Origin of the sequence: Maribacter litoralis (assembly GCF_003075045.1) — a bacterium.
Lineage (GTDB): Bacteria > Bacteroidota > Bacteroidia > Flavobacteriales > Flavobacteriaceae > Maribacter > Maribacter litoralis.
In genome coordinates, this window is the sequence record NZ_QCZD01000008.1 from 55,520 (window position 1) to 82,192 (window position 26,673).

The 26,673-nt window shown below is 37.4% G+C and carries 23 protein-coding genes and 1 riboswitch; of the genes, 22 read left to right on the forward strand and 1 reads right to left on the reverse strand.

The window, feature by feature from the left end; translation table 11 throughout:
* The first annotated feature begins 19 nt into the window (after nt 1-19).
* Entirely contained in the window at nt 20-1,192 is a 1,173-nt protein-coding gene (locus tag DCS95_RS19340; RefSeq protein ID WP_116772445.1) for a trans-sulfuration enzyme family protein, read from the forward strand.
* A gap of 67 nt (nt 1,193-1,259) precedes the next feature.
* Here DCS95_RS19340 and DCS95_RS19345 read toward each other — a convergent pair whose 3' ends face one another.
* Nucleotides 1,260-1,787, reverse strand: a complete 528-nt coding sequence (locus DCS95_RS19345) for a hypothetical protein (RefSeq protein WP_116772446.1) — start codon at nt 1,785-1,787, stop codon at nt 1,260-1,262.
* An 89-nt stretch (nt 1,788-1,876) separates the two neighbouring features.
* Here DCS95_RS19345 and DCS95_RS19350 point away from each other — a divergent pair, with 89 nt between their 5' ends.
* The 21 genes from DCS95_RS19350 to DCS95_RS19450 all read left to right on the forward strand — a co-directional run bounded on the left by DCS95_RS19350 (nt 1,877) and on the right by DCS95_RS19450 (nt 26,639).
* Nucleotides 1,877-2,287, forward strand: a complete 411-nt coding sequence (locus DCS95_RS19350; RefSeq protein ID WP_116772447.1) for an RrF2 family transcriptional regulator — start codon at nt 1,877-1,879, stop codon at nt 2,285-2,287.
* A 201-nt stretch (nt 2,288-2,488) separates the two neighbouring features.
* A complete protein-coding gene (locus DCS95_RS19355; protein WP_116772448.1) occupies nt 2,489-2,752 on the forward strand; it encodes a DUF2061 domain-containing protein in 264 nt (87 codons plus the stop codon).
* Nucleotides 2,753-2,766: 14 nt separating this feature from the next.
* Entirely contained in the window at nt 2,767-3,390 is a 624-nt protein-coding gene (locus DCS95_RS19360) for a phosphoadenosine phosphosulfate reductase domain-containing protein (RefSeq protein WP_116772449.1), read from the forward strand.
* 47 nt (nt 3,391-3,437) lie between these two features.
* Nucleotides 3,438-4,388, forward strand: a complete 951-nt coding sequence (gene cysD / locus DCS95_RS19365) for a sulfate adenylyltransferase subunit CysD (RefSeq protein WP_236564425.1) — start codon at nt 3,438-3,440, stop codon at nt 4,386-4,388.
* A gap of 82 nt (nt 4,389-4,470) precedes the next feature.
* Nucleotides 4,471-5,718, forward strand: coding sequence for a sulfate adenylyltransferase subunit 1 (locus DCS95_RS19370; RefSeq protein WP_116772493.1), 1,248 nt, complete (start codon nt 4,471-4,473; stop codon nt 5,716-5,718).
* Between the two features lie 111 nt (nt 5,719-5,829).
* Nucleotides 5,830-7,920 (forward strand): HEPN domain-containing protein, encoded by a 2,091-nt coding sequence (locus DCS95_RS19375; RefSeq protein ID WP_116772450.1) that lies wholly within the window; start codon nt 5,830-5,832, stop codon nt 7,918-7,920.
* A 1-nt stretch (nt 7,921) separates the two neighbouring features.
* On the forward strand, nt 7,922-8,767 hold the full coding sequence (gene cobA / locus DCS95_RS19380) for a uroporphyrinogen-III C-methyltransferase (RefSeq protein WP_116772451.1): 846 nt from the start codon (nt 7,922-7,924) through the stop codon (nt 8,765-8,767).
* 150 nt (nt 8,768-8,917) lie between these two features.
* Entirely contained in the window at nt 8,918-9,979 is a 1,062-nt protein-coding gene (locus tag DCS95_RS19385; protein WP_116772452.1) for an NAD(P)/FAD-dependent oxidoreductase, read from the forward strand.
* A 159-nt stretch (nt 9,980-10,138) separates the two neighbouring features.
* Nucleotides 10,139-10,247, forward strand: a riboswitch (SAM riboswitch).
* An 83-nt stretch (nt 10,248-10,330) separates the two neighbouring features.
* On the forward strand, nt 10,331-11,320 hold the full coding sequence (locus tag DCS95_RS19390) for a homocysteine S-methyltransferase family protein (protein ID WP_116772494.1): 990 nt from the start codon (nt 10,331-10,333) through the stop codon (nt 11,318-11,320).
* Nucleotides 11,321-11,363: 43 nt separating this feature from the next.
* On the forward strand, nt 11,364-11,717 hold the full coding sequence (locus DCS95_RS19395; RefSeq protein WP_116772453.1) for a four helix bundle protein: 354 nt from the start codon (nt 11,364-11,366) through the stop codon (nt 11,715-11,717).
* 10 nt (nt 11,718-11,727) lie between these two features.
* A complete protein-coding gene (metH, locus tag DCS95_RS19400; protein ID WP_116772454.1) occupies nt 11,728-14,493 on the forward strand; it encodes a methionine synthase in 2,766 nt (921 codons plus the stop codon).
* Nucleotides 14,494-14,663: 170 nt separating this feature from the next.
* A complete protein-coding gene (gene metF, locus DCS95_RS19405) occupies nt 14,664-15,617 on the forward strand; it encodes a methylenetetrahydrofolate reductase [NAD(P)H] (RefSeq protein WP_116772455.1) in 954 nt (317 codons plus the stop codon).
* A gap of 108 nt (nt 15,618-15,725) precedes the next feature.
* On the forward strand, nt 15,726-16,823 hold the full coding sequence (locus DCS95_RS19410; RefSeq protein ID WP_116772456.1) for an acyloxyacyl hydrolase: 1,098 nt from the start codon (nt 15,726-15,728) through the stop codon (nt 16,821-16,823).
* A 4-nt stretch (nt 16,824-16,827) separates the two neighbouring features.
* Entirely contained in the window at nt 16,828-17,643 is an 816-nt protein-coding gene (locus DCS95_RS19415; RefSeq protein WP_244178501.1) for a head GIN domain-containing protein, read from the forward strand.
* Nucleotides 17,640-18,773, forward strand: a complete 1,134-nt coding sequence (locus DCS95_RS19420) for a serine hydrolase domain-containing protein (protein ID WP_116772457.1) — start codon at nt 17,640-17,642, stop codon at nt 18,771-18,773. Before DCS95_RS19415 ends, DCS95_RS19420 begins: the two co-directional genes overlap by 4 nt.
* A gap of 72 nt (nt 18,774-18,845) precedes the next feature.
* Complete coding sequence (locus DCS95_RS19425) at nt 18,846-20,168, forward strand: hypothetical protein (RefSeq protein ID WP_116772458.1); 1,323 nt, start codon at nt 18,846-18,848, stop codon at nt 20,166-20,168.
* A gap of 295 nt (nt 20,169-20,463) precedes the next feature.
* Complete coding sequence (locus tag DCS95_RS19430; protein ID WP_116772459.1) at nt 20,464-21,291, forward strand: prephenate dehydratase; 828 nt, start codon at nt 20,464-20,466, stop codon at nt 21,289-21,291.
* Nucleotides 21,288-22,433 carry a pyridoxal phosphate-dependent aminotransferase gene (locus DCS95_RS19435; RefSeq protein ID WP_116772460.1) on the forward strand — a complete coding sequence of 382 codons (1,146 nt, stop codon included), beginning with the start codon at nt 21,288-21,290 and terminating at the stop codon, nt 22,431-22,433. The genes DCS95_RS19430 and DCS95_RS19435 overlap by 4 nt, the downstream gene beginning before the upstream one ends.
* Before the next feature lie 4 nt (nt 22,434-22,437).
* Nucleotides 22,438-23,304: a prephenate dehydrogenase gene (locus tag DCS95_RS19440; protein WP_116772461.1), complete on the forward strand. Its 867-nt coding sequence runs from the start codon at nt 22,438-22,440 to the stop codon at nt 23,302-23,304.
* 6 nt (nt 23,305-23,310) lie between these two features.
* Entirely contained in the window at nt 23,311-24,393 is a 1,083-nt protein-coding gene (locus tag DCS95_RS19445; protein ID WP_116772462.1) for a bifunctional 3-deoxy-7-phosphoheptulonate synthase/chorismate mutase type II, read from the forward strand.
* A gap of 155 nt (nt 24,394-24,548) precedes the next feature.
* Nucleotides 24,549-26,639 (forward strand): DUF5723 family protein, encoded by a 2,091-nt coding sequence (locus DCS95_RS19450; protein ID WP_116772463.1) that lies wholly within the window; start codon nt 24,549-24,551, stop codon nt 26,637-26,639.
* Nucleotides 26,640-26,673 lie beyond the last annotated feature (34 nt).

A 26,673-nucleotide genomic window follows, 5' to 3' on the forward strand; every position in this document is an offset into this window, starting at 1 on the left:
ATAGAAAAGAATTAGTACAATGAACAAGAACAACAATAAATTTGAAACGAACGCCATACGTACGCAATTGAAACGTACAGAGAATTTGGAGCATTCAGTTCCGCTATACTTAACGTCTAGTTTTGTATTTGAAGATGCGGAAGATATGCGTGCGTCGTTTGCTGAAGAGAAAGAGCGTAATATATACTCAAGATATTCGAATCCGAATTCATCTGAGTTTATAGAAAAAGTATGTCAGATGGAAGGTGCAGAAAGCGGATTCGCATTTGCATCGGGTATGGCGGCTGTGTTTTCTACTTTGGCAGCTTTGTTAGATAGTGGTGATCATGTGTTGTCTGCAAGAAGCATATTTGGCTCAACACACTCATTGTTTACCAATTTCTTCCCAAAATGGAATATTAATCATACTTATTTTAAGATTGATGAATTGGACAAATTAGAAAGTCTGATCACACCGAAAACCAAAATAATCTATGCGGAGACACCCACTAATCCTGGTGTTGATGTGTTGGATTTAGAAGAGCTGGGTAAGATTGCAAAGAGGCATAATTTGATCCTGGTAATCGATAATTGTTTTGCATCACCTTATTTGCAACAGCCTATTAAGTTTGGTGCGGATTTGGTTATTCACTCTGGTACAAAATTGATGGATGGTCAAGGCAGGGTATTGGCGGGCATTACCGTAGGGAGTGCAGCGTTGATGGATAAAGTATACCGTTTTTCACGAATTACGGGTCCGGCGTTATCACCTTTCAATGCCTGGGTACTTTCTAAAAGTTTGGAAACACTTGCTATACGTGTAGACCGACACTGTGATAATGCCTTGAAATTAGCGGAATTCTTAGAGGGGAATGATAAAGTGAATTGGGTAAAATATCCATTCTTAAAATCACATCCTAAATACGAGATTGCTAAAAAGCAAATGAAAGCTGGTGGTTGTGTGGTTGCTTTTGAGGTTAAAGGCGGTTTAGTAGCAGGTAGGGAATTTTTCGATTCCATTAAATTATTGTCCCTTTCTGCAAACTTAGGCGATTCAAGAACTATAGTAACGCATCCTGCATCAACAACACATAGTAAATTGAGCGTAGAGGAACGTGCTGCCGTGGGAATCTCAGATGGTACGGTAAGAATTTCGGTGGGTCTGGAGCATATAGATGATATTATTGCAGATATCGCTCAAGCTTTAGGATAATCCGAAAAGTATTAGAAACAAAAAAGCCCGGTACAAACCGGGCTTTTTTTATGTATTAGAGAGAATATTATTTACTTAATGTCATATTGTAAGTTGCGCTAACACTAGTAGTGGCGCCAAAGAAATCAACTGTTTCATCAATTTCATATCGAAGGGACATTTTAGAATCTGTTAGTTCCGTAATGGTGAATCCTACTTCTTCTTCACCAGAACCGAAATATAATGTACTACCATCTAGTCGCCATTCATCACTTTCAAAAAAGTCTTCACCAGTTTCTTCATCTGTAGAAGTTTCTCCCATAACCGTCGTCGTTACCACTGTAGTGTAAGAACCTTCACTGGTTACTATGTTAGGGTTTTCAGAAAAGGTAACAACGGTATCAAAATCTTTGCCAACGGCTGTAAATGTGGTTGGTATAGAAGTGCCATCAAAATTGGTGTCTGATCTACCGTCCTTTGTTTCAAGAGCGGTAAGGTTCCATGTGCCTACAATTTCAGCCTCACTGGCATTTGTAACGGCATCTTCATCGTTTGAACATGATGTGAACGCCAAAGCAAATACACTCAATAGCGTAGAAAAGAAAATTTTTTTCATGATTTGTTTTTAAGGTTGCCCACTATTAACGTTAAAATTGTGGTCTTAAGTATTTCATACATATTTTATTATTTGGCTATCTTAGCATCATGCTCTCGAAAAAGACAAAATATGGTTTAAAAGCGCTTTCTTACCTAGCGGCGCAACCAGACAAGAAGCCTATTCAAATCTCTGAAATTGCAGAGAAGGAAAATATCTCTCAAAAATTCTTGGAAAGCATTTTGCTGAGTTTAAGAAAAACAGGATTCTTAGGTTCAAAAAAAGGTAAAGGTGGTGGTTATTATCTACTAAGGTCTCCCGAAGATATTTCTATGACCGATGTAATGAGAGTGTTAGAAGGTCCTATTGCAATGGTGCCTTGTGTTAGCCTTAATTTTTATGAAACATGTGATGATTGTCCAGATGAAAATACATGTTCCGTTCATAAACTAATGCTTCAGGTACGTGATAGTGCCTTAGATGTTTATAGAAATAATACATTGAAAGATATTATCTCTTAAGTCGCATAAAATTATTCTATTTCTTTTTTATTGATAATCAATCTATTGCGAAATATGAATTTTTCTCATCCATTTGTTAATAATCTACTAAATCTATAGGGTAATGGAAATTTATCTAGAATTTTGGCGACTACTTTGAAAATATATACTATTTTTGAAAACTCTATTAAATTAGTAGGGTAATAAAAATTACGTAAAAAGATGATTGCAGATCAACTTGTTTTGAATAAGAAAGAGTCTAAAACGACCTATAAGGAAGATAAAACGTCAGAGAAACCGCTACGTAGTATTGCTAAAGCATTTAGTTGGAGAGTAATAGGTACCTTGGATACTTTGGTGATTTCCTATTTGTTAACCGGTAAAATATCACTTGCAGCCTCCATTGCGTCTATAGATTTTGTAACGAAAATGGTATTGTACTTTTTTCACGAAAGAATCTGGAATTTGGTTAAGTGGGGTAAATAGAAAAGAAAAGGATTATGGCATTGACAGAAGCACAAGTTCAACAATTGAACGTTCAATTTAAAGGCATACCACCAGAAGAGATTATTTCTTGGGCAGTAAAACATGCTCAGACTCCTGTTGTAACAACAAATTTTAGACCTTATGAAGTAGCTATTTTACATGCTGTTTCCGGGGTAAGAAAAGATATTCCTGTGATTTGGTGCGATACCGGGTATAATACACCTAAAACGTATAAGCATGCAGAGGAGTTGATCAATAGGTTGAATTTAAACGTTAAATTATATGTGCCTAAGCAAACAACTGCACATAGGGATGCCGTTATGGGTATACCTCAAATAGATGATCCTAGACATGCCGAGTTTACTGAGCAAGTAAAGTTGGAGCCTTTTAAAAGAGCTATGACCGATTTTAAACCTGATGTTTGGTTTACTAACCTTAGAAAAGGGCAGACCGCACATAGGGATAGCTTGGATATTTTAAGTTTAAGTAAAGACGGCGTTTTAAAAGTGAGTCCGTTTTACCATTGGAACGATACGCAGTTAGATACCTATTTAAATAAATATGATCTACCAAATGAGCACAACTATTTTGATCCTACCAAAGTGTTGGCAAATAGGGAATGTGGATTGCACAGTTAATTAGAGGTAGTAGAAAAGAATAAAGATAATTGATCTAAAAAATTAGAATGAGTAATACAAGCACGGAATTGGAGGTAACACCTTCTCTAGACCTTTTAAAAGATACATCTCATATAAACGCCCTTGAAAATGAGGCGATTTATATCATTAGAGAGGTTGCAGCTCAGTTTGAGAAGCCTGTTCTTTTGTTTTCGGGGGGTAAAGACTCGATTACATTGGTACGTTTGGCACAAAAGGCGTTTTGGCCTTCAAAAATTCCCTTCCCATTAATGCATATTGATACCGGTCATAACTTTCCTGAAACAATCGAGTTTAGAGATAGATTGGTAGAAGAGTTGGGTCTTGAATTGATTGTGCGAAATGTACAAGATTCAATTGATCAAGGTAAGGTTAAAGAAGAATCGGGTAGGTATTCAAGTAGAAATAGCTTGCAGACGACGACCTTGTTAGATGCAATCGAAGAGTTTAAGTTCGATGCGTGTATAGGTGGTGCTCGTAGAGATGAAGAAAAGGCACGTGCTAAAGAACGTATTTTCTCTGTTCGTGATGATTTCGGACAGTGGGATGAGCGTAATCAGCGCCCAGAGTTATTCGATATGTTGAACGGACAAATAGAATTGGGTCAGAACGTTAGAGTGTTCCCAATTTCTAACTGGACGGAATTAGATGTTTGGTCTTATATCAAAGAAGAGCAAATCGAAATCCCTTCTATCTATTTCGCACACAAGCGTAAAACATTCTTAAGGGATGGTATGATCTGGTCTGCAGAAGATGGCATCGTATTTAGGGAAGAAGATGAGGTTGTAGAAGAAAGATTGGTGCGTTTCCGTACCGTGGGTGATATGTCTTGTACGGCAGCCGTACTTTCAGATGCAGAAACTATTGATAAAGTAGTAGAGGAAATTAGGGATTCATCCATTTCCGAGCGTGGCGCACGTATTGACGACAAGCGTTCAGAAGCGGCAATGGAGAAAAGAAAACAACAAGGATATTTTTAATCTGGTTGATAGTTGTTAGTTGTTCGTTGATAGTAGATCACGAATAAAACTAACAACCAACAACCGACAACGAACAACGAAATTGGAAGTACTAAAAATAGCAACAGCAGGTAGTGTAGATGACGGTAAAAGTACCTTGATCGGTAGAATATTGTATGATACAAAGTCACTTACCAGCGATAAATTAGAGGCAATAGAAAAGACCAGTAAGCAAAAGGGATATGATTATTTAGATTTCTCTTTGGCAACAGATGGTCTGGTAGCGGAGCGTGAGCAAGGTATTACGATCGATGTTGCCCATATCTATTTCTCTACGGCAAAGAAAAGTTACATTATAGCAGATACACCTGGGCATGTAGAATATACCCGTAACATGGTTACAGGTGCATCTACATCTCAAGCCGCGATCATTTTAATCGATGCGCGTAAAGGGGTAATCGAGCAGACCAACAGACACTTTTTTATCAATAACCTATTGCGCATAAAAGATGTGGTGGTAGCTATTAATAAAATGGATTTGGTAGACTATTCCGAGGAAACGTACAATGCAATAAAAGCCGATTTTGAGGCATTGATGGCAAAGAGGGATTATCAGGATCAGAAAATCACTTTTATTCCTGTTAGTGCATTAAAAGGAGATAACGTAGTAAACCTATCGGATAAGACACCTTGGTATAAAGGGCAGTCTTTGTTAGAGCATTTTGAGGCGTTGGATAGAAAGGATATTTTCAATGTAGGTACACCACGTTTCCCGGTGCAATATGTTATCCGTCCAAAGACAGATGAGCATCATGACTTTAGAGGGTTTGCAGGTAAAGTATATGGTGGTGAACTTAGCGTAGGTGATGAGGTCGTAGCACTTCCGTCGCAAACACGTTCGAAAATAAAGGATATTTACTTTCATGATAAGAAGTATAGAACCGCATCTAGGCGTTCGTCGGTAACGATTACCTTAGAAGATGAAATCAATTTAAGTCGTGGAGATATGTTAGTGAAGGCTGATGATTTACCAACCGTAGATAAGCAATTTACAGCAACAATCTCTTGGATGGATTCATTGCCATTAGCTGCAGGAAACAAATATATAGTTCAACATGGTGTCAATAAAGTATTGGCGAAAGTTGAGCAGGTACATCATAAAATTGCACCGGATTATTCTGGTATAGATGAGAAAACGGAGTCTTTGGGTATGAATGATATTGCCCAGGTAAGTTTCCGTTTGAACAAACCAATTTTCTATGACCAATTTAAAGATCACAGAACAAACGGTTCATTTATATTGATCGATACAAAATCCAACAGTACTGTAGGTGCAGGATTCATAAGTTAATAGAAACATGTCAATTTTATATTGACTGTTTTTATTAAGTCTATAAAATCTATAGGCAAAATATAGTAATAATTTACATCGGTATTTTTACTGAACATTTAATACTAAGCAATGCAAAGTTTTAGAACAGAAATAGAAAATCAGGTAGTTGAAAAAGATATTCTTGAATTGGAACGTAAAATTCATGAGTTTCACGGTGGTAAACTAGATGAAGAAAAGTTTAGAAGCCTTCGTTTGGCACGTGGTGTTTACGGACAACGTCAAGAAGGTGTTCAAATGATTCGTATAAAGTTGCCTTACGGTAAGGTGACCTCTAAGCAATTGCTTCGTATTTGCGATGTGTCCGATGAGTATTCTACCGGTAGGTTGCATATTACTACGCGTCAAGATATTCAGATTCACTATGTAGATTTGAATAGAACGCCGCAGTTGTGGGCAGAATTGGAAAAGGATGAAATTACGTTAAGGGAAGCTTGTGGTAATACCGTACGTAATGTAACGGCAAGTGAGACTGCAGGTATTGATGTGGACGAACCGTTTGATGTTTCGCCTTACGCACATGCATTGTTTCAATACTTTTTAAGAAACCCTGTGTCTCAAGAAATGGGGAGAAAATTTAAAGTTTCTTTCTCTGCAAGTGATGCTGATACTGGTTTATCGTACATGCATGATTTAGGTTTTATTGCCAAAATTCAAAATGGTGAAATTGGTTTTAAAGTGATGTTAGGTGGCGGATTGGGTTCTCAGCCAAGACATGCAGATGAATTGTACAGCTTCTTACCTGCGGATCAGATAATTCCTTTAATGGAAACGGTAGTTCGTGTTTTTGACCGTTACGGTGAACGTAAAAGTAGGGCTAAGGCAAGAATGAAATTCTTGTTGAAAGATTTAGGTCTTGACGGATTTAAGGAATTATTGGCTGCAGAGAAAACTGCGGTACCATTTGATAGTTTTCCTATTGACCCAGAGGCATACCCAAAGGTAGAAGTATCCGAGTTGGAGGCACCAGCAGTTGAGGTAAGTAATGTAAAGGCATTTGAACAATGGAAATCTACCAACGTAATACCTCAAAAGCAACCAGGCTATGTTGCTTTGGGTATTAAGGTGTTATTGGGTGATTTTTATACGGACAAGGCACGTCTATTGGCAAATCTGGTGCAAAAATATGCTGCAGGTGAACTTAGGTTGTCATTACGTCAAAATATATTGATTCCGTATGTGAAAGAAGAAAGTCTTGCATTTTTCTATACGGAATTGGAAAAGTTAGGTTTTGTTGAGGCTGGTTACAATAAAGCATTGGATATTACGGCTTGCCCAGGTACGGATACCTGTAATTTAGGAATTGCAAGTAGTACGGGTATTGCCGAGGAATTGGAAAGAGTTATAAAAACGGAATATCCTGATTATATCAATAACGATGATGTTGTTATAAAGATCAGCGGTTGTATGAACGCCTGTGGGCAGCACAATATGGCAAATATTGGTTTTCAAGGGATGTCCGTTCGTACAAAAGATAAATTAGTGGCTCCCGCACTGCAGGTACTGTTGGGTGGTAGCAATGATGGAAATGGAAATGGTCGTTTTGCCGATAAAGTGGTGAAAGTACCAAGTAAAAGAGGACCGGAAGCATTGCGTTTGATCTTAAATGATTTTGATACTAACGGAGGAGACTTGTCTTTCCCTGATTATTATGCGGAAAAAGGACAAATGTATTTCTATGATTTCCTTACTCCCCTTTCATCTACAGATGATTTAACGCCAGAAGATTTTATTGACTGGGGTAATACAGAGCGTTATGAAAAAGCTATTGGAGTAGGTGAGTGTGCAGGAGTTGTAATCGATTTAATTGCGACCCTTCTTTTTGAAAGTGAAGAGAAAATACAGAATGCGGAAGAAATGTTCCAGGCGGAAAAATGGTCTGCTAGTATTTATCACGCGTATTCTTCTATGGTGAATTCGGCAAAAGCGATGCTGACTGCAGAAAATACCAAAGTAAATACACATGCAAGTATCATTAAAGATTTTGATGAGAAATTTGTAGCCGATGGTAGAATTGACGTAGCTGGCGGATTTGAAAATATGGTCCTTCAACTAAATCAGAATGAACCAACAAAAGAATTTGCACAATCTTACATAAAAGATGCAAAGGAATTTTTAGAAACTGTTGAGAAATTCAGACAACAAGAATTAGCAGAGGCATAATATGTATACCAATAATTTATCCAATCAAAAAACAATCAATTCAATAGTTGATACTCCCTTAAAGAATAGAGGGAGGTTGACTGTTGTTGGTGCAGGACCCGGTGATGTAGAGCTGATAACGTTAAAGGCGATCAGAACGTTAGAAAGTGCCAATGTGGTTTTGTATGATGCTTTGGTGAACGAAGAGTTGCTGGAATTTGCTAAAAATGCAGAACTCATATTTGTGGGCAAACGCAAAGGCTGTTATGCCTACCAACAAGAGCAGATTAACGAGCTTATTGTCAGTAGGGCAAAATCTGCGGGACATGTGGTGCGCTTAAAAGGCGGAGATCCTTTTGTATTCGGTCGCGGTTCGGAAGAAATGGAATATGCCGCATCTCACGGATTAGAAGTTGCCATGGTGCCTGGTATTTCCTCAAGCCTAAGTGTGCCCGCATATCAAAATATACCGGTGACCAAAAGAGGTTCGTCAGAAAGTTTTTGGGTAATTACCGGTACTACCAAAGAACATAAATTATCTGCCGATGTTGCTCTAGCGGCAAAAAGCAGTGCTACGGTGGTCATTTTAATGGGTATGTCAAAACTCCCTCAAATAGTAGAGTTGTTTAAAGGAGAAGGTAAGGCGGATATGCCGATTGCCATTATTCAAAATGGAACACGTGACAACGAAAAAGTGGGTGTTGCAACTATCGATACTATAGAAGATGTAGTGGAGAAAGAAAAACTATCGAATCCAGCGATTATTATCATTGGCGAAGTAGTTAAACATCGTAATGCACTGGTAGAGGCAGCCAACCGGTATTTAAAGGAGAATGTCAGGTTGAGCGAAGTAGACAGTATTGAGTAAATAGTATTAAGTACAAAGTACTAAGTAAAGAGTACCAGTAAAGGAAAAGTATAGAGACTAAGTGTAATTAAAAAGAAGCTAAAAAGTAGTTGAATGGTATAATGTCAAGTTAGTACTGAATATCAATTACTTTTTACTAAAATGAAGATTATGATTAAAACAGATATGCTCATTATAGGAGCGGGACCAACCGGATTATTCACGGTGTTTGAAGCAGGATTATTAAAGTTAAAGACACATTTAATAGATGCCTTGCCACAACCAGGTGGGCAGTGTTCAGAGATTTATCCTAAGAAACCTATTTATGATATTCCGGCATTTCCAGAAATACTGGCAGGTACTTTGGTAGATAACTTAATGGAGCAGATCAAACCTTTTGAACCAGGATTCACTTTGGGCGAAAGAGCGGAAACTCTTGATAAGTTAGAAGATGGTTCATTTGTGGTAACCACCAATAAAGGAACAAAGCATAATGCCCCTGTTGTAGTTATTGCTGGTGGATTGGGGTCTTTTGAACCAAGAAAACCGCCTATTTCAAATATTGTAAATTTTGAGGATACGGGTGTTTCTTACATGATCAAAGATCCAGAAGTATACCGTGATAAAAAAGTGGTGATTGCAGGTGGTGGAGATTCGGCTTTAGACTGGGCAATATTTTTGACCGATGTAGCCTCTGAGGTGACATTGGTGCATAGAAGGGATGAGTTTAGAGGCGCATTGGATTCTGTTGAAAAAGCATCTGAATTGGCAAAGCTTGGTAAAATTAAATTGATAACTAAAGCTGAGGTAAAAGAGCTTCATGGAGAAAATGAGCTGAAGGCGGTAGTTATTAAACATACCGATAAAGAAAAGGAGGATACCTATTTAGAGGTAGATAATTTCATTCCGTTATTCGGTCTGTCTCCAAAATTAGGTCCTATTGGTGATTGGGGCTTAGAGATTCAGAAAAATGCCATTAAGGTAAATAATGCAAAAGATTACCAAACAAATATACCGGGCGTATATGCTATTGGTGATGTAAACACCTATGAAGGTAAGCTGAAATTGATACTTTCAGGTTTTCATGAAGCAGCGGTAATGTGCCAGTATGCATACCAACAAATCAATCCAGGAAAACGTTTTGTAATGAAATATACAACCGTTGGAGGAGTAGAAGGATTTGATGGCTCCAAAAAAGTGGCAAAGAAAGAAGTTGTGCAAAGTATAGCATAAAGTATATTATTTGGTTAGTACAACCTCCGGATGCTTAGGTGTACGGAGGTTTTTTTTTATGACATTTTTTAAGAATTTCGTTGGCTAAAAAAACCATTGAAATCTTGGTAAAGAGCGGTTAGTGCCGTTACTTTGCAATTCGTTCCTAATTAAATTGAACTGTTATCAAGAAAGGTGGAGGGACTAGACCCTGTGAAACCTTGGCAACCCTTTCCGTAATGGAAAAGAAGGTGCTACATTCTATCCTGTACAAAAGGACAGATAACTAAAGAAAGAACATTTTTTTCCTTCCTTTCCTTACTTGATATCACATATATTTTAAAGCGAACATTGAATTTGTTACAGCGTAAAATGAAGGATATAAAAGAAATTTTAAAAGAGCGTATTTTAATATTGGATGGTGCCATGGGTACTATGCTACAACGCTATAAGTTTACCGAAGAAGATTTTAGGGGAGAGCGCTTTAAAGATTGGGAACACCCATTACAGGGCAATAATGATTTGTTGTCATTAACCCAGCCAGAGGCAATTGCCGACGTTCACCGTAAATATTTTGCAGCAGGAGCAGATATTGTTGAGACCAATACATTCTCGGGCACAACTATTGCCATGGCAGATTATTTTATGGAAGATTTGGTGTATGAGCTCAATTACGAATCGGCACGTATAGCAAAAATGGTAGCCGATGAGTTTACTAAGAAAGAACCGAACAAGCCCAGGTTCGTTGCCGGAAGTATAGGTCCTACCAACAAAACGGCAAGCATGTCGCCAGATGTAAACGATCCAGGTTACAGAGCTATTTCTTTTGATGAATTGCGTATAGCGTATAAGCAACAAGTCGAAGCATTGTTAGATGGTGGTTCGGATATTTTACTGGTAGAAACCATTTTTGATACATTAAACGCAAAAGCGGCTCTATTCGCTATTGAAGAAGTAAAGGAAGAGCGAAATATAGATGTGCCTATCATGGTAAGCGGTACCATTACCGATGCTTCTGGGAGAACATTATCCGGGCAAACGGCTGAAGCATTTTTAATTTCCATTTCTCATATTCCTATTTTATCGGTCGGCTTCAATTGTGCATTGGGAGCGAATCAATTGGTGCCACATTTAGAGGTGCTATCAACCAAAAGTGATCATGCCGTTTCGGCACACCCCAATGCAGGTTTGCCAAATGCCTTTGGAGAATATGATGAAACTCCCGCGCAAATGGCGGAACAAATAAAAGAATACGCAGAAAAAGGTTTAGTAAATATAGTAGGCGGTTGTTGCGGAACCACTCCGGAACATATTACGGCAATAGCTGAGGTTGTGGAAAATTTTGCTCCACGTCAATTTTAGTTGTTGGTTGTCGGTTGTTAGTTGTTGGATAAAAAGTAATAATATGAAAGTCTATACAGAATTAGATGTTTGGAAGGAGTCACGAATTCTTGTTAAGGATATTTATAATTTGACCATATCGTTTCCAAAAGAAGAAACTTACGGACTTACTAATCAACTTAGACGGTGTGCGGTATCTATTCCTTCAAATATAGCTGAAGGATGTGGAAGAAGGACCGCGGCAGACACGATACAGTTTTTACATATTTCAAGAGGGTCGTTATATGAGTTGGAAACTCAACTTTATATAGCCTTAGATTTAAATTATATTGAGAGTAAAGATTTTGAAGCTATTAATAAGAGAATTATTAGCTGCAAGAAATTGATAAATGGATTTATCAATTATTTTAAAAAGTGAAATAGATTAAATGAGCAATAGGTCTAAAATACGAACAACTAACAACCAACAACCAGCAACCAGATATTTGCGACTAAGCGGCTTAGAACCCCTAATCGTAACCCCTGAAACCAACTTCATAAACGTTGGGGAACGAACAAATGTAGCAGGTTCTAAAAAGTTTCTACGTCTTGTAAAAGAAGAGAAGTTTGAGGAAGCATTGGCAGTTGCAAGGGAGCAGGTAGAGAATGGTGCGCAGGTCATTGATATTAATATGGATGATGGTCTGATCGATGGTAAAGAAGCCATGGTCAAGTTTTTGAATCTTGTTATTTCTGAACCGGATATTTCTCGTGTACCTATAATGATAGATAGCTCAAAATGGGAAATCATTGAAGCGGGTCTACAAGTTGTTCAGGGGAAATGTGTGGTGAATTCCATTAGCTTAAAAGAAGGTGAAGAGCAATTTATGCACCATGCCAAGCTGATAAAAAGATATGGTGCCGCTGTAATAGTAATGGCTTTTGATGAAGTTGGACAGGCAGATACTTACGAGCGTAGAATTGAAATTGCAAAGCGTTCTTATGACGTTTTGGTGAACAAAGTCAATTTTGCGCCAGAAGATATAATTTTCGATTTGAATATTTTTCCTGTTGCTACGGGTATGGATGAGCATAAATTAAATGCCATCGATTTTATTGAAGCAACAAGATGGGTGCGTGAAAACCTACCACATGTAAGCGTAAGTGGCGGAGTGAGTAACGTGTCATTTTCATTTAGGGGGAATAACCCTGTGCGTGAAGCAATGCACTCGGTTTTTTTATACCATGCTATAAAAGCAGGTATGAATATGGGGATTGTCAACCCTAGTATGTTAGAGGTTTACGATGATATTCCTAAAGATCTATTGGAGCATGTAGAAGATGTTATTCTAAATAGAAGAGATGATGCAACGGAACGTTTGCTCGATTTTGCGGAATCTGTAGTAGGGAAAACCAAAGAAAGTAAAATTGATTTGTCTTGGCGAGAAGAGCCTTTACAAGAGCGTATTACCCGAGCCTTGGTAAAAGGTATTGATCAGTATATCATTGAGGATGTAGAGGAAGCTAGATTGGCGGCAGATAAACCTATTGAAGTCATTGAAGGGAATCTAATGACCGGTATGAACGTGGTAGGCGATTTATTTGGAAGTGGAAAAATGTTCTTGCCACAAGTGGTAAAATCCGCCCGAGTAATGAAGAAAGCGGTAGCATACTTATTACCCTATATTGAAGAAGAAAAGTTATTGAATCCGCAAATAGGAGATTCCGATAATGCGGGTAAAATATTAATGGCGACCGTAAAGGGCGATGTACATGATATTGGTAAAAATATTGTGGGTGTTGTACTGGCATGTAACAATTATGAGATTGTTGATTTGGGAGTGATGGTACCGCCAGAAAAAATTATTGCTGCCGCCATTGAGCACAATGTGGATATTATTGGACTTAGTGGATTGATTACGCCCTCATTAGATGAAATGGTGCATTTGGCAAAGGAAATGGAACGTAAAGATTTCAAGATTCCCTTGTTGATTGGTGGGGCGACAACAAGTAAGGCACATACGGCGGTAAAAATAGATCCTCAATATAAAGAGGCTGTAGTTCATGTAAATGACGCTTCTAGGGCGGTTACGGTGGTAGGCGATTTGTTGCAGAAAGAAACGGCTACAGGTTATAAGAAAAGTATAAAGGATGATTATGATGTGTTTAGGGAAAAGTTCTTGAACAGGTCATCTAGTAAGACCTATAAGCCCATTTCGGCGGCACGTAGAAATAAGTTTAAAATAGATTGGAAAACTTCAGAAATAGTTAAGCCGAATAAACTGGGTATTCAAGTTATAGAAGATTTAGATTTAAATGTTCTTGTGCCTTATATAGACTGGACCCCGTTTTTTAGAAGTTGGGAACTGCATGGTAAATACCCCGCCATATTGACCGATGAGGTTGTTGGAGAACAAGCAACAGAATTATTCGCAGACGCTCAAGAGATGCTAAATAAGATAATTTCTGAGAAGAAATTAAAGGCAAAAGGTATTTTCGGATTATTCCCTGCAAACTCTATCAACGATGACGATATTTTAGTTGACACAAGCTCAAATCTAGATGAGAAAACTGGGTCGCTGAGCGGAGCCGAAGCGAAAGAGAGCTACACTTTCCGTACGTTACGTCAACAATTGGATCGTAGAGAAGGTGTTGCAGATTATGCATTGGCAGATTTCATTGCCCCTAAGGAATCTGGAAAGCAAGATTATATAGGTTGTTTCTGTGTATCCACAGGTTTTGGTACGGCAGAATTGGCGGAACAGTACGAGAAAGATCTTGATGATTACAATTCTATTATGGTAAAGGCATTGGCAGATCGTTTGGCTGAAGCATTTGCAGAATATTTACATAAAGAGGTAAGAACCCAACATTGGGGTTATGCCTCAAATGAGGATTTGAGCAATGAAGATTTGATCAAAGAATCATATAAAGGTATTCGTCCGGCACCGGGTTATCCTGCTTGTCCTGATCATTTAGAGAAATTGACCATTTGGGAAATACTGAAGGTTAAGGAGACTATTGGGGTGGAATTAACGGATAGTTTGGCCATGTGGCCAGCGGCATCGGTAAGTGGCTATTATTTTGGAAATCCTGAAGCACGTTATTTCGGACTTGGTAAAATAAAGGAAGATCAGGTAAAGGATTTTGCCAATCGTAAGGGAATGTCGTTCGAAGAAGCTGAGAAATGGCTGGCGCCAAATATAGTAGACTAGTGCGTTAGGGATCGAAGCGGCATCTTTTTCTATTTGAATGGTATTCTCTGATGTTCAAAGACAGGATAAATAGAAAAAATATAGCGTAAAGCCCGCCCGAACGCCCAAAGAATAAAATTAGAAACGAAACCTATTAAGGATGTACTCATAATTAGAGTAAAAAATTGAAAATGAAAGTAACAGACCATATTACCAACGCACAGGGAAAAACACTTTTTTCTTTCGAAATTGTACCGCCGGTTAAAGGGCGAAATATTCAGGAATTGTATAATAATATTGATCCGTTAATGGAATTTAATCCTCCGTTTATTGATGTAACGACATCGCGTGAGGAAACTATTTATATTAAAAAAGAGGGGCTTTTAGATAAGAAGACCACCCGAATGAGACCAGGTACGGTGGGTATTTGCGCTTCTATTCAACATAAATATAACGTTGACACGGTGCCCCATGTTTTATGTGGTGGTTTTACTAAGGAGGAAACTGAATATATGCTGGTAGATTGTCATTACTTAGGGATTGAAAATGTAATGGCATTGAGAGGAGATGCACGTAGTGAACAAAAGTATTTTGAACCTACTGATGGCGGGCACCCTTTCGCTATAGATTTGGTAAAACAGATTCAAGATTTAAACTGTGGAAAATATTTGCATGAGACCATAGAAAGCGAGTACTCAAGTGAATTCTGTATTGGTGTTGCGGGTTATCCGGAGAAGCATTTGGAATCTCCGTCTTTACAATCGGATTTAAAGCGATTGAAAGAAAAGGTCGATGCCGGTGCAGATTATGTGGTTACGCAGATGTTCTTTGATAATAAAAAGTATTTTGAGTTTGTTGAAGCTGCAAAGGAAATGGGAATTAACGTGCCTATTATTCCGGGAATAAAACCACTTGCAGTAAAACGACACTTACAGTTATTGCCACAGGTTTTTAGAATTGATTTACCTCAAGATTTAATAGATGCGGTAGATGGTTGCGCAACCAATAAGGACGTACGTAAGGTGGGTATAGAGTGGGCAATACAACAATCTAAAGAACTGAAAGCAGCTGGTGTACCTGTGTTACATTACTATTCTATGGGCAAGTCTGATAATATTAAGGCGATAGCGGAAGCACTTTTTTAAAGGTTTAAAAAGTATTAAGTACAAAGTACTCGTTAATGATAATACTCGTTACTTAATACTTCGTACTTAATACTTCGTACTTAATACTTATAACTATTTTTGCCTTCAATGAATTTCAAATTTCTAACCATTGTAATGCTATCGGTAAGTTTCTGTTTTGCACAAGAAGCTTCTGAGAAAAAAAGATACACGCTTGATGCCAACCAGTTTTATGGTTCCATCATGTTACATAATCCAGATATATCTCATTTAATTACCTCACATCCTGGTGGAGTTATATTGAGCTATAATCGAAAAACCTACGGAACCGAAGCATGGGAGGAGTTATATAATTATCCCGATTTAGGTTTTTCTTTTATTTATCAAAATTCAAATAACAGTACGCTAGGGGATAATTACGGATTGTATGCGCACTATAATTTTTATTTTTTTAGACGCAATATGCAGTTTCGTATAGGTCAGGGTATTTCTTATGCAACCAACCCTTATGACAAAGAAACCAACTTTAGAAACAATGCTTATGGCTCGGACCTTTTAAGTTCAACGTATTTGATGCTGAACTATCATAAAGAGAACATTTTTAAAGGACTGGGTTTTAAGGCAGGTATCTCAATAATCCATTATTCCAACGCTAATTTTAGGGCACCGAATACCTCTACTAATACCTTGGCTTTTAATGCCGGTTTTGTATATGATTTAGATGGAGGTAAGGATATTGAATATGTACACCGCGAAAAAGAAAAAGTAACTGAGCCGTTACGTTACAATTTTGCCTTGAGAGCAGGGGTGAACGAAAGTGATGTTATAGATTCCGGTCAGTATGGCTTTGCTGTACTCTCAGCATATGCCGATAAACGAGTAGGTAGAAAAAGTGCCCTACAATTAGGAACGGATGTATATTTTTCTAATTTTTTGAAAGAATTAATACGGTATCAGAGTATTGCTTTTCCAGAAAATAATGTAGATGCCGATGATGATTATAAAAGGGTGGGGGTCTTTGCGGGTCATGAACTGTTCATTAATGAAATGTCGGTGATCTCTCAATTCGGGTACTACGTGTATTATCCGTTCGATTTTGAAGGGCGCACATATTTACGTGTTGGGTTAAAACGCTATTTTGGAGATAAAGTTTTTGGGGCGGTAACCCTAAAGTCTCACGGCGCAAAGGCAGAAGCGGTAGAATTCGGAATAGGAATACGATTGTAGAAATATGATGTTAGAAAATAGAAAACAGAAAATAGACTTTAAATCGATAGATGGTAGGCAAAGACTTTTGACCTTATCTTCTATGTTAGTTTTGTTGTTCATATGTATTTCTTGCGATTCGGAAAATGCTTCCGATTGTTTTCAGAGTACGGGTGATATAGAACGAGAAGAGGTTATGGTAGCCAATTTTACTGCTATTACCGTATTTGAAAATATCACTTTGGTTATAAAACAAGGAGACACCCAAAAAGTAGAAATAGAAACCGGTGAAAATCTTAGAAATGAGGTTTCAGCTGTTGTAGAAGATGGTCGTTTATTGTTGACCGATACGAACGATTGTAATTATGTACGAGATTATGCTACGACTACCGTATACGTAACAACGCCAAATTTAACTAGTATTCGCAGCAGTACAGGATTTCCTATTCGAAGCAATGGCGTTTTGGCTTTTGAAAGCTTAAGTCTCTTGTCGGAAAGTTTTACGAATCCCGAAGCTGAAACTACGGATGGAGAATTTGATTTGGACTTAGCGGTAGAAACATTGAGTTTAACAGTAAACGGTATTGCTTATTTTAAATTAAGAGGAACAGCCGAAAGCTTTAATGTTAGTATTGCAGCAGGCGATTCTAGAATAGAGGCAGAACAGTTAGTTGCTGAACGGGTAACTATAAATCATAGAGGTTCAAATGATATTTTAGTGAATCCGCAACAAAGTCTTACTGGTGTATTAAGAGGAACGGGAGATCTGCAAAGTTATAACCGACCGGCAACAGTAGAAGTGGAAGAATTGTATAACGGACGATTGATTTTTGTGGAATGAATCCCATTTTAAAATATCTTAAAAATGTATTCGCAACCAAACGGGTGTTGGGTGATGACCCTACTTTAACGGGATTAGTGAAAGCGGATGCCCTTTTGCAAGATATGTTCGCCAGTGACAAATTTCCAGGATTGGCAATTACGGTTTTAAAAGAGGGAAAAACCATTTTTCAAAAAGGCTATGGGTATACCGATATTGATAAAAAACATTATGTAGACCCTAAAAATTCGATATTTAGAATTGCAAGTGTATCAAAACCTATTGCGGCTACTGCACTGGCGCATATGGTTCAGGAAGGAGTAATCTCATTAGACGAATCTTTCTATACCTATTTGCCTAATTATCCCAAGAAAAAGTGGGATTTCACTATTCGCCAATTGGCAAGTCACACCGCAGGTATTCGCGTATATAAAGGCAAGGAATTTGCTTTGAACAAGCCTTTTGGGATAAAGGACAGTTTGTCTATTTTGGAAAATGACCCATTGGTTTTTAAACCAGGTACCGAATACCTGTATAATAGCTTTGATTGGGTAATGATTTCTGCCGCAATGCAAGAAGCAAGCGGAATTCCCTTTGAGGAATATGTCCAAAAAACAGTTTTGAATCCGTTAGGGATGCAGAAAACGTTCTGTCCTGAACGTCATTTGGATACCGATTTAAGAGGAGCTGGTACTGATGTCAATGATATAGCTACATCAAAAGAACAAAATCAGGTAACCACATTTTATACAAGAGGGGTAACGGGGTTTAGAAAGGCTGTTCCCGTTGATAATTTTTACAAGTTGGCAGGTGGTGGTTATCTTTCCACATCAGAAGATGTTGCAAAATTCGGAAAAGCATTTTTAGATAGAAAAGTGGATATCGACGATGCTGTTTTAAATCAATTTTTAACCGCACAACAAGTAAATGGTAATTCTACCTACTACGGTTTAGGTTGGCAGGTGAGTGAAGATGCTAAGGGACGGAAGTTCTTTGGGCATGTAGGCAGTGGTATAGGTGGTTACTCCAATTTTTTTGTGTATCCAAAAGAGCAACTGGTGTTTTCAATTCTTGTAAATAGTACCGACCCCAAAATACAAGAGGACCTAGATGTTGTAATTGACTCTTTTTTTGATGAGGTTGATTCTTAGTGATTTAATGTTTTTTTAGATTTAAAGAAAGAGTATATTAGTCTCACTAACCATTGAGACTACAGTTTACGTATGAGTTTACCTTCAGAATCCACACCAGTTGCAGAGACTAAAAAGAACATTACATGGCTACAACGTCTAAAGGAAGAAAGCTGGGAAGCAGAATTACTAGTTTCTGCAATTGCCATTTTTGGTACGTTTCAGTTATTTGGGTTTATAGAATGGGTGACAAACAAGTTAATAGATTTACTACCCATTGAGCAGCATGCCTTTGGTTATATTATAACTATTATCGGTTTACTTGCAATTAGTGTTTTGGTGTCCATGTTCGTAATTCATTTTATATTACGCGCTTATTGGATAGGATTAGTCGGGCTTAATTCGGTCTTTCCAGATTACAGTGTAGAGGACAGCGCTTACTCTAAAGTTTATACAGAGATGTTTTTAGCAATACTTCCAAAACAAGAGGAAACTATTCAGAAAGTAGATGAGTTATGTAGTGTAATTTTCTCCGTTGCATTTACCATACTCTTGATTTATTCCTATATGTCTTTGTTTCTGAGTGTGTACATGCTGTTTTATAATTTATTATTGGACTATGTGCCGAGTTACATACTTTTAATTCCTCTTTTTCTCATCTTAGGACTTATAGTAATTCAAACGATTTTTGGGATAGTAGGAAATTTAAAAAAGTTCAAAAGCAATGTTGGTATCCAAACATGGATGTTCAAAACTGTAAGATTGGCTTCGATGGTAACTTATGGTCCACTATACAGAAATTTACTTCAAGTAACCATGGTATTTGGAACGAATTTTAAAAAGAAAAAATCCTTAGTATATCTCGTACTGATGTTTTTTGTTTCTGGTATGTTTTTAACTTTTGTTAAAGTCACCGATACAAATATTTTTCATTTGATTTTTCCAAAAGACCATGATGTAGAGTTTATGTATTTGAGCTATTATAGTGATCAAAATTCTGAAGAGTCTTTTTTGCTGACTCCGCAAATACAGTCCGACATAATTGAGGGTGAAACAGTCAAATTATTTATTCCAGTATTTCATCATGAACGTAATTATCAAGGTACTACATGTGGCGAATATCAGAAAGATGATAGTTTGTCAAATGAAGAGAATAGAACTAAGTCGAGGAGGTTCTATCTTGATTGCTATGAAAAGTATCATAAGGTTGCGCTCAATGGCGCTCCCTTAAATATTGATTTTTTAAAGAAAGATCATGCCGTTTCAGAGCAGTTTGGTATCATAGGTTTTATAGATAAAGAGCTGTTTAAGAAGGGCAATAATACTTTAGTGGTCACAAAAACTTTAGGTGATGTAAAAGAGTTTTCATGGTCTATTCCTTTTAATTATCAGCCTAATACCGGTGCTAGTCAATAAATGGACTTATAGGTGAAATTCTAATTTTATTCAATTTTTAACACAAAACCTTCGCATTTTGAGATAGAAATTGAATTTTATAAAAAAATAAAATCCAAAACACCCATTTTTAAATATAATTACTACATTAGCCAAAGATTACAAGAACAATGACAAAACAATATTTCTGGAACGGTTTTTATTTTTACTTCTTTTTTAAAAGAGGTACGGAACTGTTGTAGTATATTTTAAATATAAAATAGAATCTAAGTTCCGATATACGTCGGAACTTTTTTTTTGATTAAAACTGAGTAAAGTGAGTCTGAAAATAGCCATACAAGGAATAAAGGGCAGTAATCACCACCAAGTAGCAAAAGATTGCTTTGGTGATGATATTGAATTAATAGAATGCCTTTCTTTTGATGCTTTGGTAGATAAGTTGTTGTCTAAAGAAGCGGATCAGGGCGTTATGGCTATTGAAAATTCCATTGCAGGTTCCATTATCCCAAATTATGCATTGGTGAATCATAACAACCTACATATAATAGGTGAGTATTACCTGAACATCCATCATAATTTAATGGTGTTGAAAGGGCAGAAAATCGAAGATATTACCGAAGTAAGTTCTCACCCCATGGCATTGTTGCAGTGTAAGGAATATTTTAGGCAATATCCGCACATTAAACTTGTGGAAGATGTTGATACGGCAGAAACGGCAAAGCGTATACAAGAGCAAAAATTAAAGCATGTAGCTGCCATTGCACCAAATGTAGCTGCAGAATTATATGGGTTGGACATCGTAGCGAACGACATACAAACCATACAAAATAATGCTACGCGTTTTATCATTGTAAAAACAAAAAACGATGCGTTGCCCCAGGCAGAAATAAGCAAGGCTTCTTTACGGTTTTTAACCGACCATAAAAGGGGAAGTTTAGCGGCAGTGCTTAATGTTATGAGCGATTGTAGATTGAATTTAACCAAAATACAATCGTTGCCAGTAATAGAAACACCATGGAAATATGCGTTTTTTGTGGATGTTACTTTTGCTGATTATGCAGATTTTACAAAGGCTAAAAGTCTATTGAACATCATGGCAGAGGACTTTAAGATTTTGGGTGAATATAAAAATGTAAGACAATGATACGTACCGCTGAAAGGTTAAATACCGTACAGGAATACTACTTCTCAAAAAAGTTGAGAGAAGTACGCGGTTTAATGGCAGAAGGTAAGCCTATTATAAATATGGGTATTGGCAGCCCTGATCTTACTCCGTCATCAGAAGTATTGAAAGCTATACAGAATTCTGTACACGAAAACGGTGCCCACCAATACCAAAGCTATCAAGGTTTGCCACAATTGAGAACGGCTATCGCAAGTTTCTATAAGAAGAAATTCAGTGTTAATGCTGACCCAAATACCGAGATTTTACCCTTAATGGGTTCAAAGGAGGGTATTATGCATATTAGCCTTGCATTTTTAAATGAAGGCGATGAGGTTTTAATTCCCAACCCCGGTTACCCAACATATACATCGGTTACGAAATTGGTAGGTGCAGTACCTACATATTATGATCTGACCGAAGAAAATGGATGGTTTCCGGATTTAGAAGAACTGGCAAAGCAAGATTTATCTAAAGTAAAGGTTATGTGGTTAAGTTACCCACATATGCCAACTGGTGCTACGGCTACAAAAGAACAGTTTGTAAAGATGGTGGCATTTGCTAAAAAGCATGAAATACTTTTGGTAAATGACAATCCTTATAGTTTTGTCTTAAATGCTGAACCGGCAAGTATATTAAGTATACCTAATGCAAAAGAGGTTTGTTTAGAGCTTAATTCATTGAGCAAAACATTTAACATGGCAGGTTGGCGTGTTGGTTTTGTTTTGGGTGGCGAGGATCATATCAATGCTATTTTAAAGGTGAAAAGTAATATGGATAGCGGCATGTTCTACGGTATACAAAAGGGAGCCATTGCAGCACTTGAAAGTAGTGATGATTGGTATGAAGAATTGACCAAAGTATATGGTGTCCGTAGAGAGTTGATCTATAAGTTGGCAGATTTATTAGGCTGTACGTATGATCGTAAAGCTGTAGGTATGTTCGTTTGGGCAAAATTACCGGAAGGTAGTGCTGCATCAGAAGATTTTATAGATAACATATTGTACAATAAAGATTTATTCATTACACCAGGAACCATATTTGGTAGTAATGGTGAAGGCTATATTCGCTTTTCGCTATGTATTTCAGAAGAAAAAATAAAAGAAGCAATCGCAAGATTTTAGTGTGATGAATGTATTTGTAATAGGTATCGGTTTAATAGGAGGTTCTTTGGCAAAGGATATAAAGTCCGCTTTTGACAATGTTACCGTGTATGGTATAGAATCCAATGCATCAAATTTAGAAGAGGCATTGTCCTTGGGCATTATTGATCAAAAGGCCACCTATAAAGATTTACAATTGGCAGATATGGTCATTGTAAGTATACCGGTAGATGTTATGGTTACCGAGCTTCCGAAAATATTGGATGCCGTTCATGAAGATTGCGTGGTTTTTGATGTGGGTTCAACCAAATCAATGATATGCAAGGTATTGGAGAATCATTCTAAGAGAAGAAACTTTTTGGCGTGTCACCCAATTGCCGGTACAGAGTTTTCTGGTCCGTCAGCGGCAATACATGATTTGTTCAAAGACAAGACCAATATTATTTGTGAGGTAGAGTTAACTGCCTTTAAGCTTCAAGAAAGGGCATTAAAGGTTTTTCAGGCTATAGGTATGCGTATAAGATATATGAATCCTGTTGCTCACGATAAGCACATAGCTTACGTATCTCACTTATCGCACATAAGTTCGTTTATGTTGGGTAAAACGGTGATAGAGAAAGAAAAGAACGAGCGCGATATTTTTGATATGGCGGGTAGTGGATTTGAAAGTACGGTGCGTTTGGCAAAAAGTTCACCAGCTATGTGGACCCCTATTTTCAAACAGAATAAAGAGAATGTAGTAGAAACTTTAGAAGAGTACATACAGAATCTTACGGCGTTTAAAGAATTGCTGCTGAAAGATGATTACGAGGGCATTTATAATGAAATGAATAATACGAATAAGATCAAAGGAATATTAAAAAGAAATACCGTTAAACAAGAAATAGAATAAGTAAAAATGGAAAATTCAAAACAAATGAGAACATGGTTGGATGATTTAAACCTTGACCATCCACTAGTAATAGCAGGGCCATGTAGTGCGGAAACCGAGGAGCAAGTGTTAGGTATAGCACACTCCCTAAAAGATACCGATGTAAATTATTACAGAGCAGGTATTTGGAAACCCCGTACTCGCCCAGGAAATTTTGAAGGTGTAGGAGCTTTGGGGCTTAAATGGCTTCAAAAAGTAAAGGCGGAAACAGGTATGAAAACTGCTACAGAGGTGGCTAACCGTGCACATGTAGAATTAGCTTTAGAACATGATGTAGATTTGTTGTGGATTGGAGCAAGATCAACTGTTAGTCCGTTCATTATGCAAGAATTGGCAGATGCTCTTGAAGGTACTGATAAAATTGTATTGGTGAAGAATCCTGTAAATCCAGATTTAGCTTTATGGTTAGGAGGTATAGAGAGATTGCATACTGCAGGTATTAAAAAGTTAGGGGCAATTCATAGAGGGTTCTCTACGTATGAGAAAACCAAGTATAGAAATATACCCGAATGGCAAATGGCGATCGAGTTTCAGAATAGATTTCCAGACTTACCATTAATTAACGATCCATCGCATATTACAGGTAAGAGAGATATGATATTTGATGTTTCTCAGACCGCTTTAGATCTTAATTTCGACGGACTGATGATCGAAACTCACCATGATCCGGATAATGCTTGGAGTGATGCCGCACAACAGGTTACTCCAGACAAATTGGTTCAGATCATGAGAGACCTTAAAATTAGAAAAGAAAGTGATCCAGAAGCTGAATACAATTCTCAATTAAGTAACCTTAGGGCACAGATTGATGTTATTGATAACCAATTGATCGAGACTCTAGGTAAAAGAATGAAAGTTTCAGATAGTATCGGTGAGCTTAAAAAGCAAAAGAACGTTGCCGTGCTACAATCGAACAGATGGAATCAAATTTTAGGTGCTATGATTCTAGAAGGGGAAAGTAAAGGACTTAGCGAGGAGTTCGTTCTTCGTATGTTCAAGGCCATTCATCAAGAGTCTATTAACCACCAAGAGAAGATAGTAAACGCTTAAGGTTAGCTTAACTTTATAAACATAAAACATCCGTAATATGCGGATGTTTTTTTTATGTCTAATTTTTAATAAGTAAGAAAAATATCACATTTAAGCAATAACCCTAATTGTGAACCGTTAGGGGACTAAAGAACCAATTTAACCAAACAAAAAATATGAAGAAAGTAGTATTAGTTACCATTATGTTGATTGCCTCGGTATCGGTAAAGGCCCAATCTTATTTAGGCTATTTAACAGATAACTACAGTGGTGTTAACAGTGTAATATCTAACCCTGCGAACATTGCTGATTCTCGTTTTAAGACTGATATCAATTTAATAGGTGCAAGTGGTTTTCTTGCTAATGATTATGTAGGTGTCGGGTTTTCAGATTTGGTTTCCAGCGATTTTGAGTATGATGATGACGCTATGTTATCGTTATCCGATAATAATAACTTTTCCGGCAATGTTGATGTTTTAGGCCCGTCATTTATGTTCAATGTCGGTAAAAAATCTTCTATCGCCATTTTTACCAGGGCAAGAAGTTTTGTAACGGGTAATGAATTTAATGGGGAAAGTATAGATGACCTTGATGATAGCATTGATGAAAGTCAAGATTTTTTAGTGAATGAAGGCGATTTCTTTGCAGCCGGTCATGGTTGGGCAGAAGTGGGTATTACATACGCCCAGGAACTAATGAACAAAGAAGAACATTTCTTAAAGGGTGGTCTTACGTTCAAATATTTAAAAGGATTTGGTAACGCATATGTAACAGGTAGAAACGTAACTATAGATTATGATGCCGATGGTGCAACTTTACCAGATAATTCAACTATTGGAACCTTGGAATCTACAGGAGATCTAATTTATGGTAGAGCTGATCAGTATGATGTTGAAGATTATGATTATGAAGTGCCAGATGCAAACGGGTTTGGTTTTGATCTAGGTTTCGTTTATGAGTGGAGACCAGATTATGAAGATTACGTAGTAACTGGTGCTGACGGAGAAAAATCCGTCATGAAGGATAAAAATAAATACAAGCTTAAGTTTGGTTTATCACTTACCGATATTGGTGCTGTAAATTATAAGGGTAGCGTGGTAGATACGTACAATATCAATAATACCATAACCCAAGATGATTATGATAATATTGAAGATTCAGATGACCTTCAAAATTTATATACGTTCACCCAAACTACCGAAGATTTAAAAGCAGGGTTGCCAACAGCGCTTCATTTTAATGCAGATTGGAATATTAAAAATCATTTCTATTTAAATTTTAATACCGATTTGTCAATGCGTTCAGCAGGAGAAAACAATCTAAGAACTGCAAATGTATTTTCGTTGACTCCTCGTTTTGAAAGTAAATGGTTCAGTTTCTATTTACCGGTAAGCAGCTATCAGTATAGTGGCTTGCAGGTTGGGGCAGGTTTACGTGCAGGGCCACTTTACATTGGGTCGGGTTCATTGATTTCTACATTTACAAAAAATGAAATTCAAGGTGCAGATGTGTATGCAGGTTTAAAAGTGCCGGTATATTACGGTCAGCCAAAAGATTCGGACGGTGATGGTATACCAAATAAAGAAGACGGTTGTCCAAAAAAAGCCGGACCTATAGAAAATAACGGTTGCCCTTGGGGAGATACGGACGGAGATTCTGTATTGGATAATGAAGATCAATGCCCAGATGAAGCAGGACCAGTAGAGAACAATGGTTGCCCATGGGTCGATACCGATGGTGATACTTTATTAGATAATGAAGACCAATGTATTGATGTTGCCGGACCGGTAGAAAATAATGGTTGCCCTTGGCCAGATAGTGACGGAGATTCTGTTTTTGATAAAGATGACAAATGTCCAGATGAAATGGGTACGGTAGCCAATGACGGTTGTCCAGAGCCTGTTGTTACTGCTGAGGTTCAAAAATCTTTGAACGAATATGCTAAAACTATTTTGTTCAATACAGGTAAATCAACACTAAAAGATGAGTCTACGCCAGTTTTGGTAGATATTATCGGTATTTTGAATGAATACCCAAATGCCAATTTCACTATTGAAGGACATACCGATAGTATCGGTTCTGTAGCTACCAATCAAAAATTATCAGAGAAAAGAGCTCAGGCGGTATTACAATTTTTGATCGATGGTGGTATTTCGCCGGCTAGATTAACCGCTATAGGTTATGGGGAAAGTAAGCCAATAGCTACCAATATGTATAAAGATGGTAGACAAAAGAATAGACGTGTGGAAATCAATTTAGCACAATAGTCGAAATGATTAAAATAGAAAGCCCGGTTTTTAC

Bases quoted from the DNA above. Each gene is read 5' to 3' on its own strand.
- DCS95_RS19340 (WP_116772445.1), top strand. From the start codon at position 20: ATGAACAAGAACAACAATAAATTTGAAACGAACGCCATACGTACGCAA.
- DCS95_RS19345 (WP_116772446.1), bottom strand. From the start codon at position 1,787: ATGAAAAAAATTTTCTTTTCTACGCTATTGAGTGTATTTGCTTTGGCG.
- DCS95_RS19350 (WP_116772447.1), top strand. From the start codon at position 1,877: ATGCTCTCGAAAAAGACAAAATATGGTTTAAAAGCGCTTTCTTACCTA.
- DCS95_RS19355 (WP_116772448.1), top strand. From the start codon at position 2,489: ATGATTGCAGATCAACTTGTTTTGAATAAGAAAGAGTCTAAAACGACC.
- DCS95_RS19360 (WP_116772449.1), top strand. From the start codon at position 2,767: ATGGCATTGACAGAAGCACAAGTTCAACAATTGAACGTTCAATTTAAA.
- cysD (WP_236564425.1), top strand. From the start codon at position 3,438: ATGAGTAATACAAGCACGGAATTGGAGGTAACACCTTCTCTAGACCTT.
- DCS95_RS19375 (WP_116772450.1), top strand. From the start codon at position 5,830: ATGCAAAGTTTTAGAACAGAAATAGAAAATCAGGTAGTTGAAAAAGAT.
- cobA (WP_116772451.1), top strand. From the start codon at position 7,922: ATGTATACCAATAATTTATCCAATCAAAAAACAATCAATTCAATAGTT.
- DCS95_RS19385 (WP_116772452.1), top strand. From the start codon at position 8,918: ATGATTAAAACAGATATGCTCATTATAGGAGCGGGACCAACCGGATTA.
- DCS95_RS19390 (WP_116772494.1), top strand. From the start codon at position 10,331: ATGAAGGATATAAAAGAAATTTTAAAAGAGCGTATTTTAATATTGGAT.
- DCS95_RS19395 (WP_116772453.1), top strand. From the start codon at position 11,364: ATGAAAGTCTATACAGAATTAGATGTTTGGAAGGAGTCACGAATTCTT.
- metH (WP_116772454.1), top strand. From the start codon at position 11,728: ATGAGCAATAGGTCTAAAATACGAACAACTAACAACCAACAACCAGCA.
- metF (WP_116772455.1), top strand. From the start codon at position 14,664: ATGAAAGTAACAGACCATATTACCAACGCACAGGGAAAAACACTTTTT.
- DCS95_RS19410 (WP_116772456.1), top strand. From the start codon at position 15,726: ATGAATTTCAAATTTCTAACCATTGTAATGCTATCGGTAAGTTTCTGT.
- DCS95_RS19415 (WP_244178501.1), top strand. From the start codon at position 16,828: ATGATGTTAGAAAATAGAAAACAGAAAATAGACTTTAAATCGATAGAT.
- DCS95_RS19420 (WP_116772457.1), top strand. From the start codon at position 17,640: ATGAATCCCATTTTAAAATATCTTAAAAATGTATTCGCAACCAAACGG.
- DCS95_RS19425 (WP_116772458.1), top strand. From the start codon at position 18,846: ATGAGTTTACCTTCAGAATCCACACCAGTTGCAGAGACTAAAAAGAAC.
- DCS95_RS19435 (WP_116772460.1), top strand. From the start codon at position 21,288: ATGATACGTACCGCTGAAAGGTTAAATACCGTACAGGAATACTACTTC.
- DCS95_RS19440 (WP_116772461.1), top strand. From the start codon at position 22,438: ATGAATGTATTTGTAATAGGTATCGGTTTAATAGGAGGTTCTTTGGCA.
- DCS95_RS19445 (WP_116772462.1), top strand. From the start codon at position 23,311: ATGGAAAATTCAAAACAAATGAGAACATGGTTGGATGATTTAAACCTT.
- DCS95_RS19450 (WP_116772463.1), top strand. From the start codon at position 24,549: ATGAAGAAAGTAGTATTAGTTACCATTATGTTGATTGCCTCGGTATCG.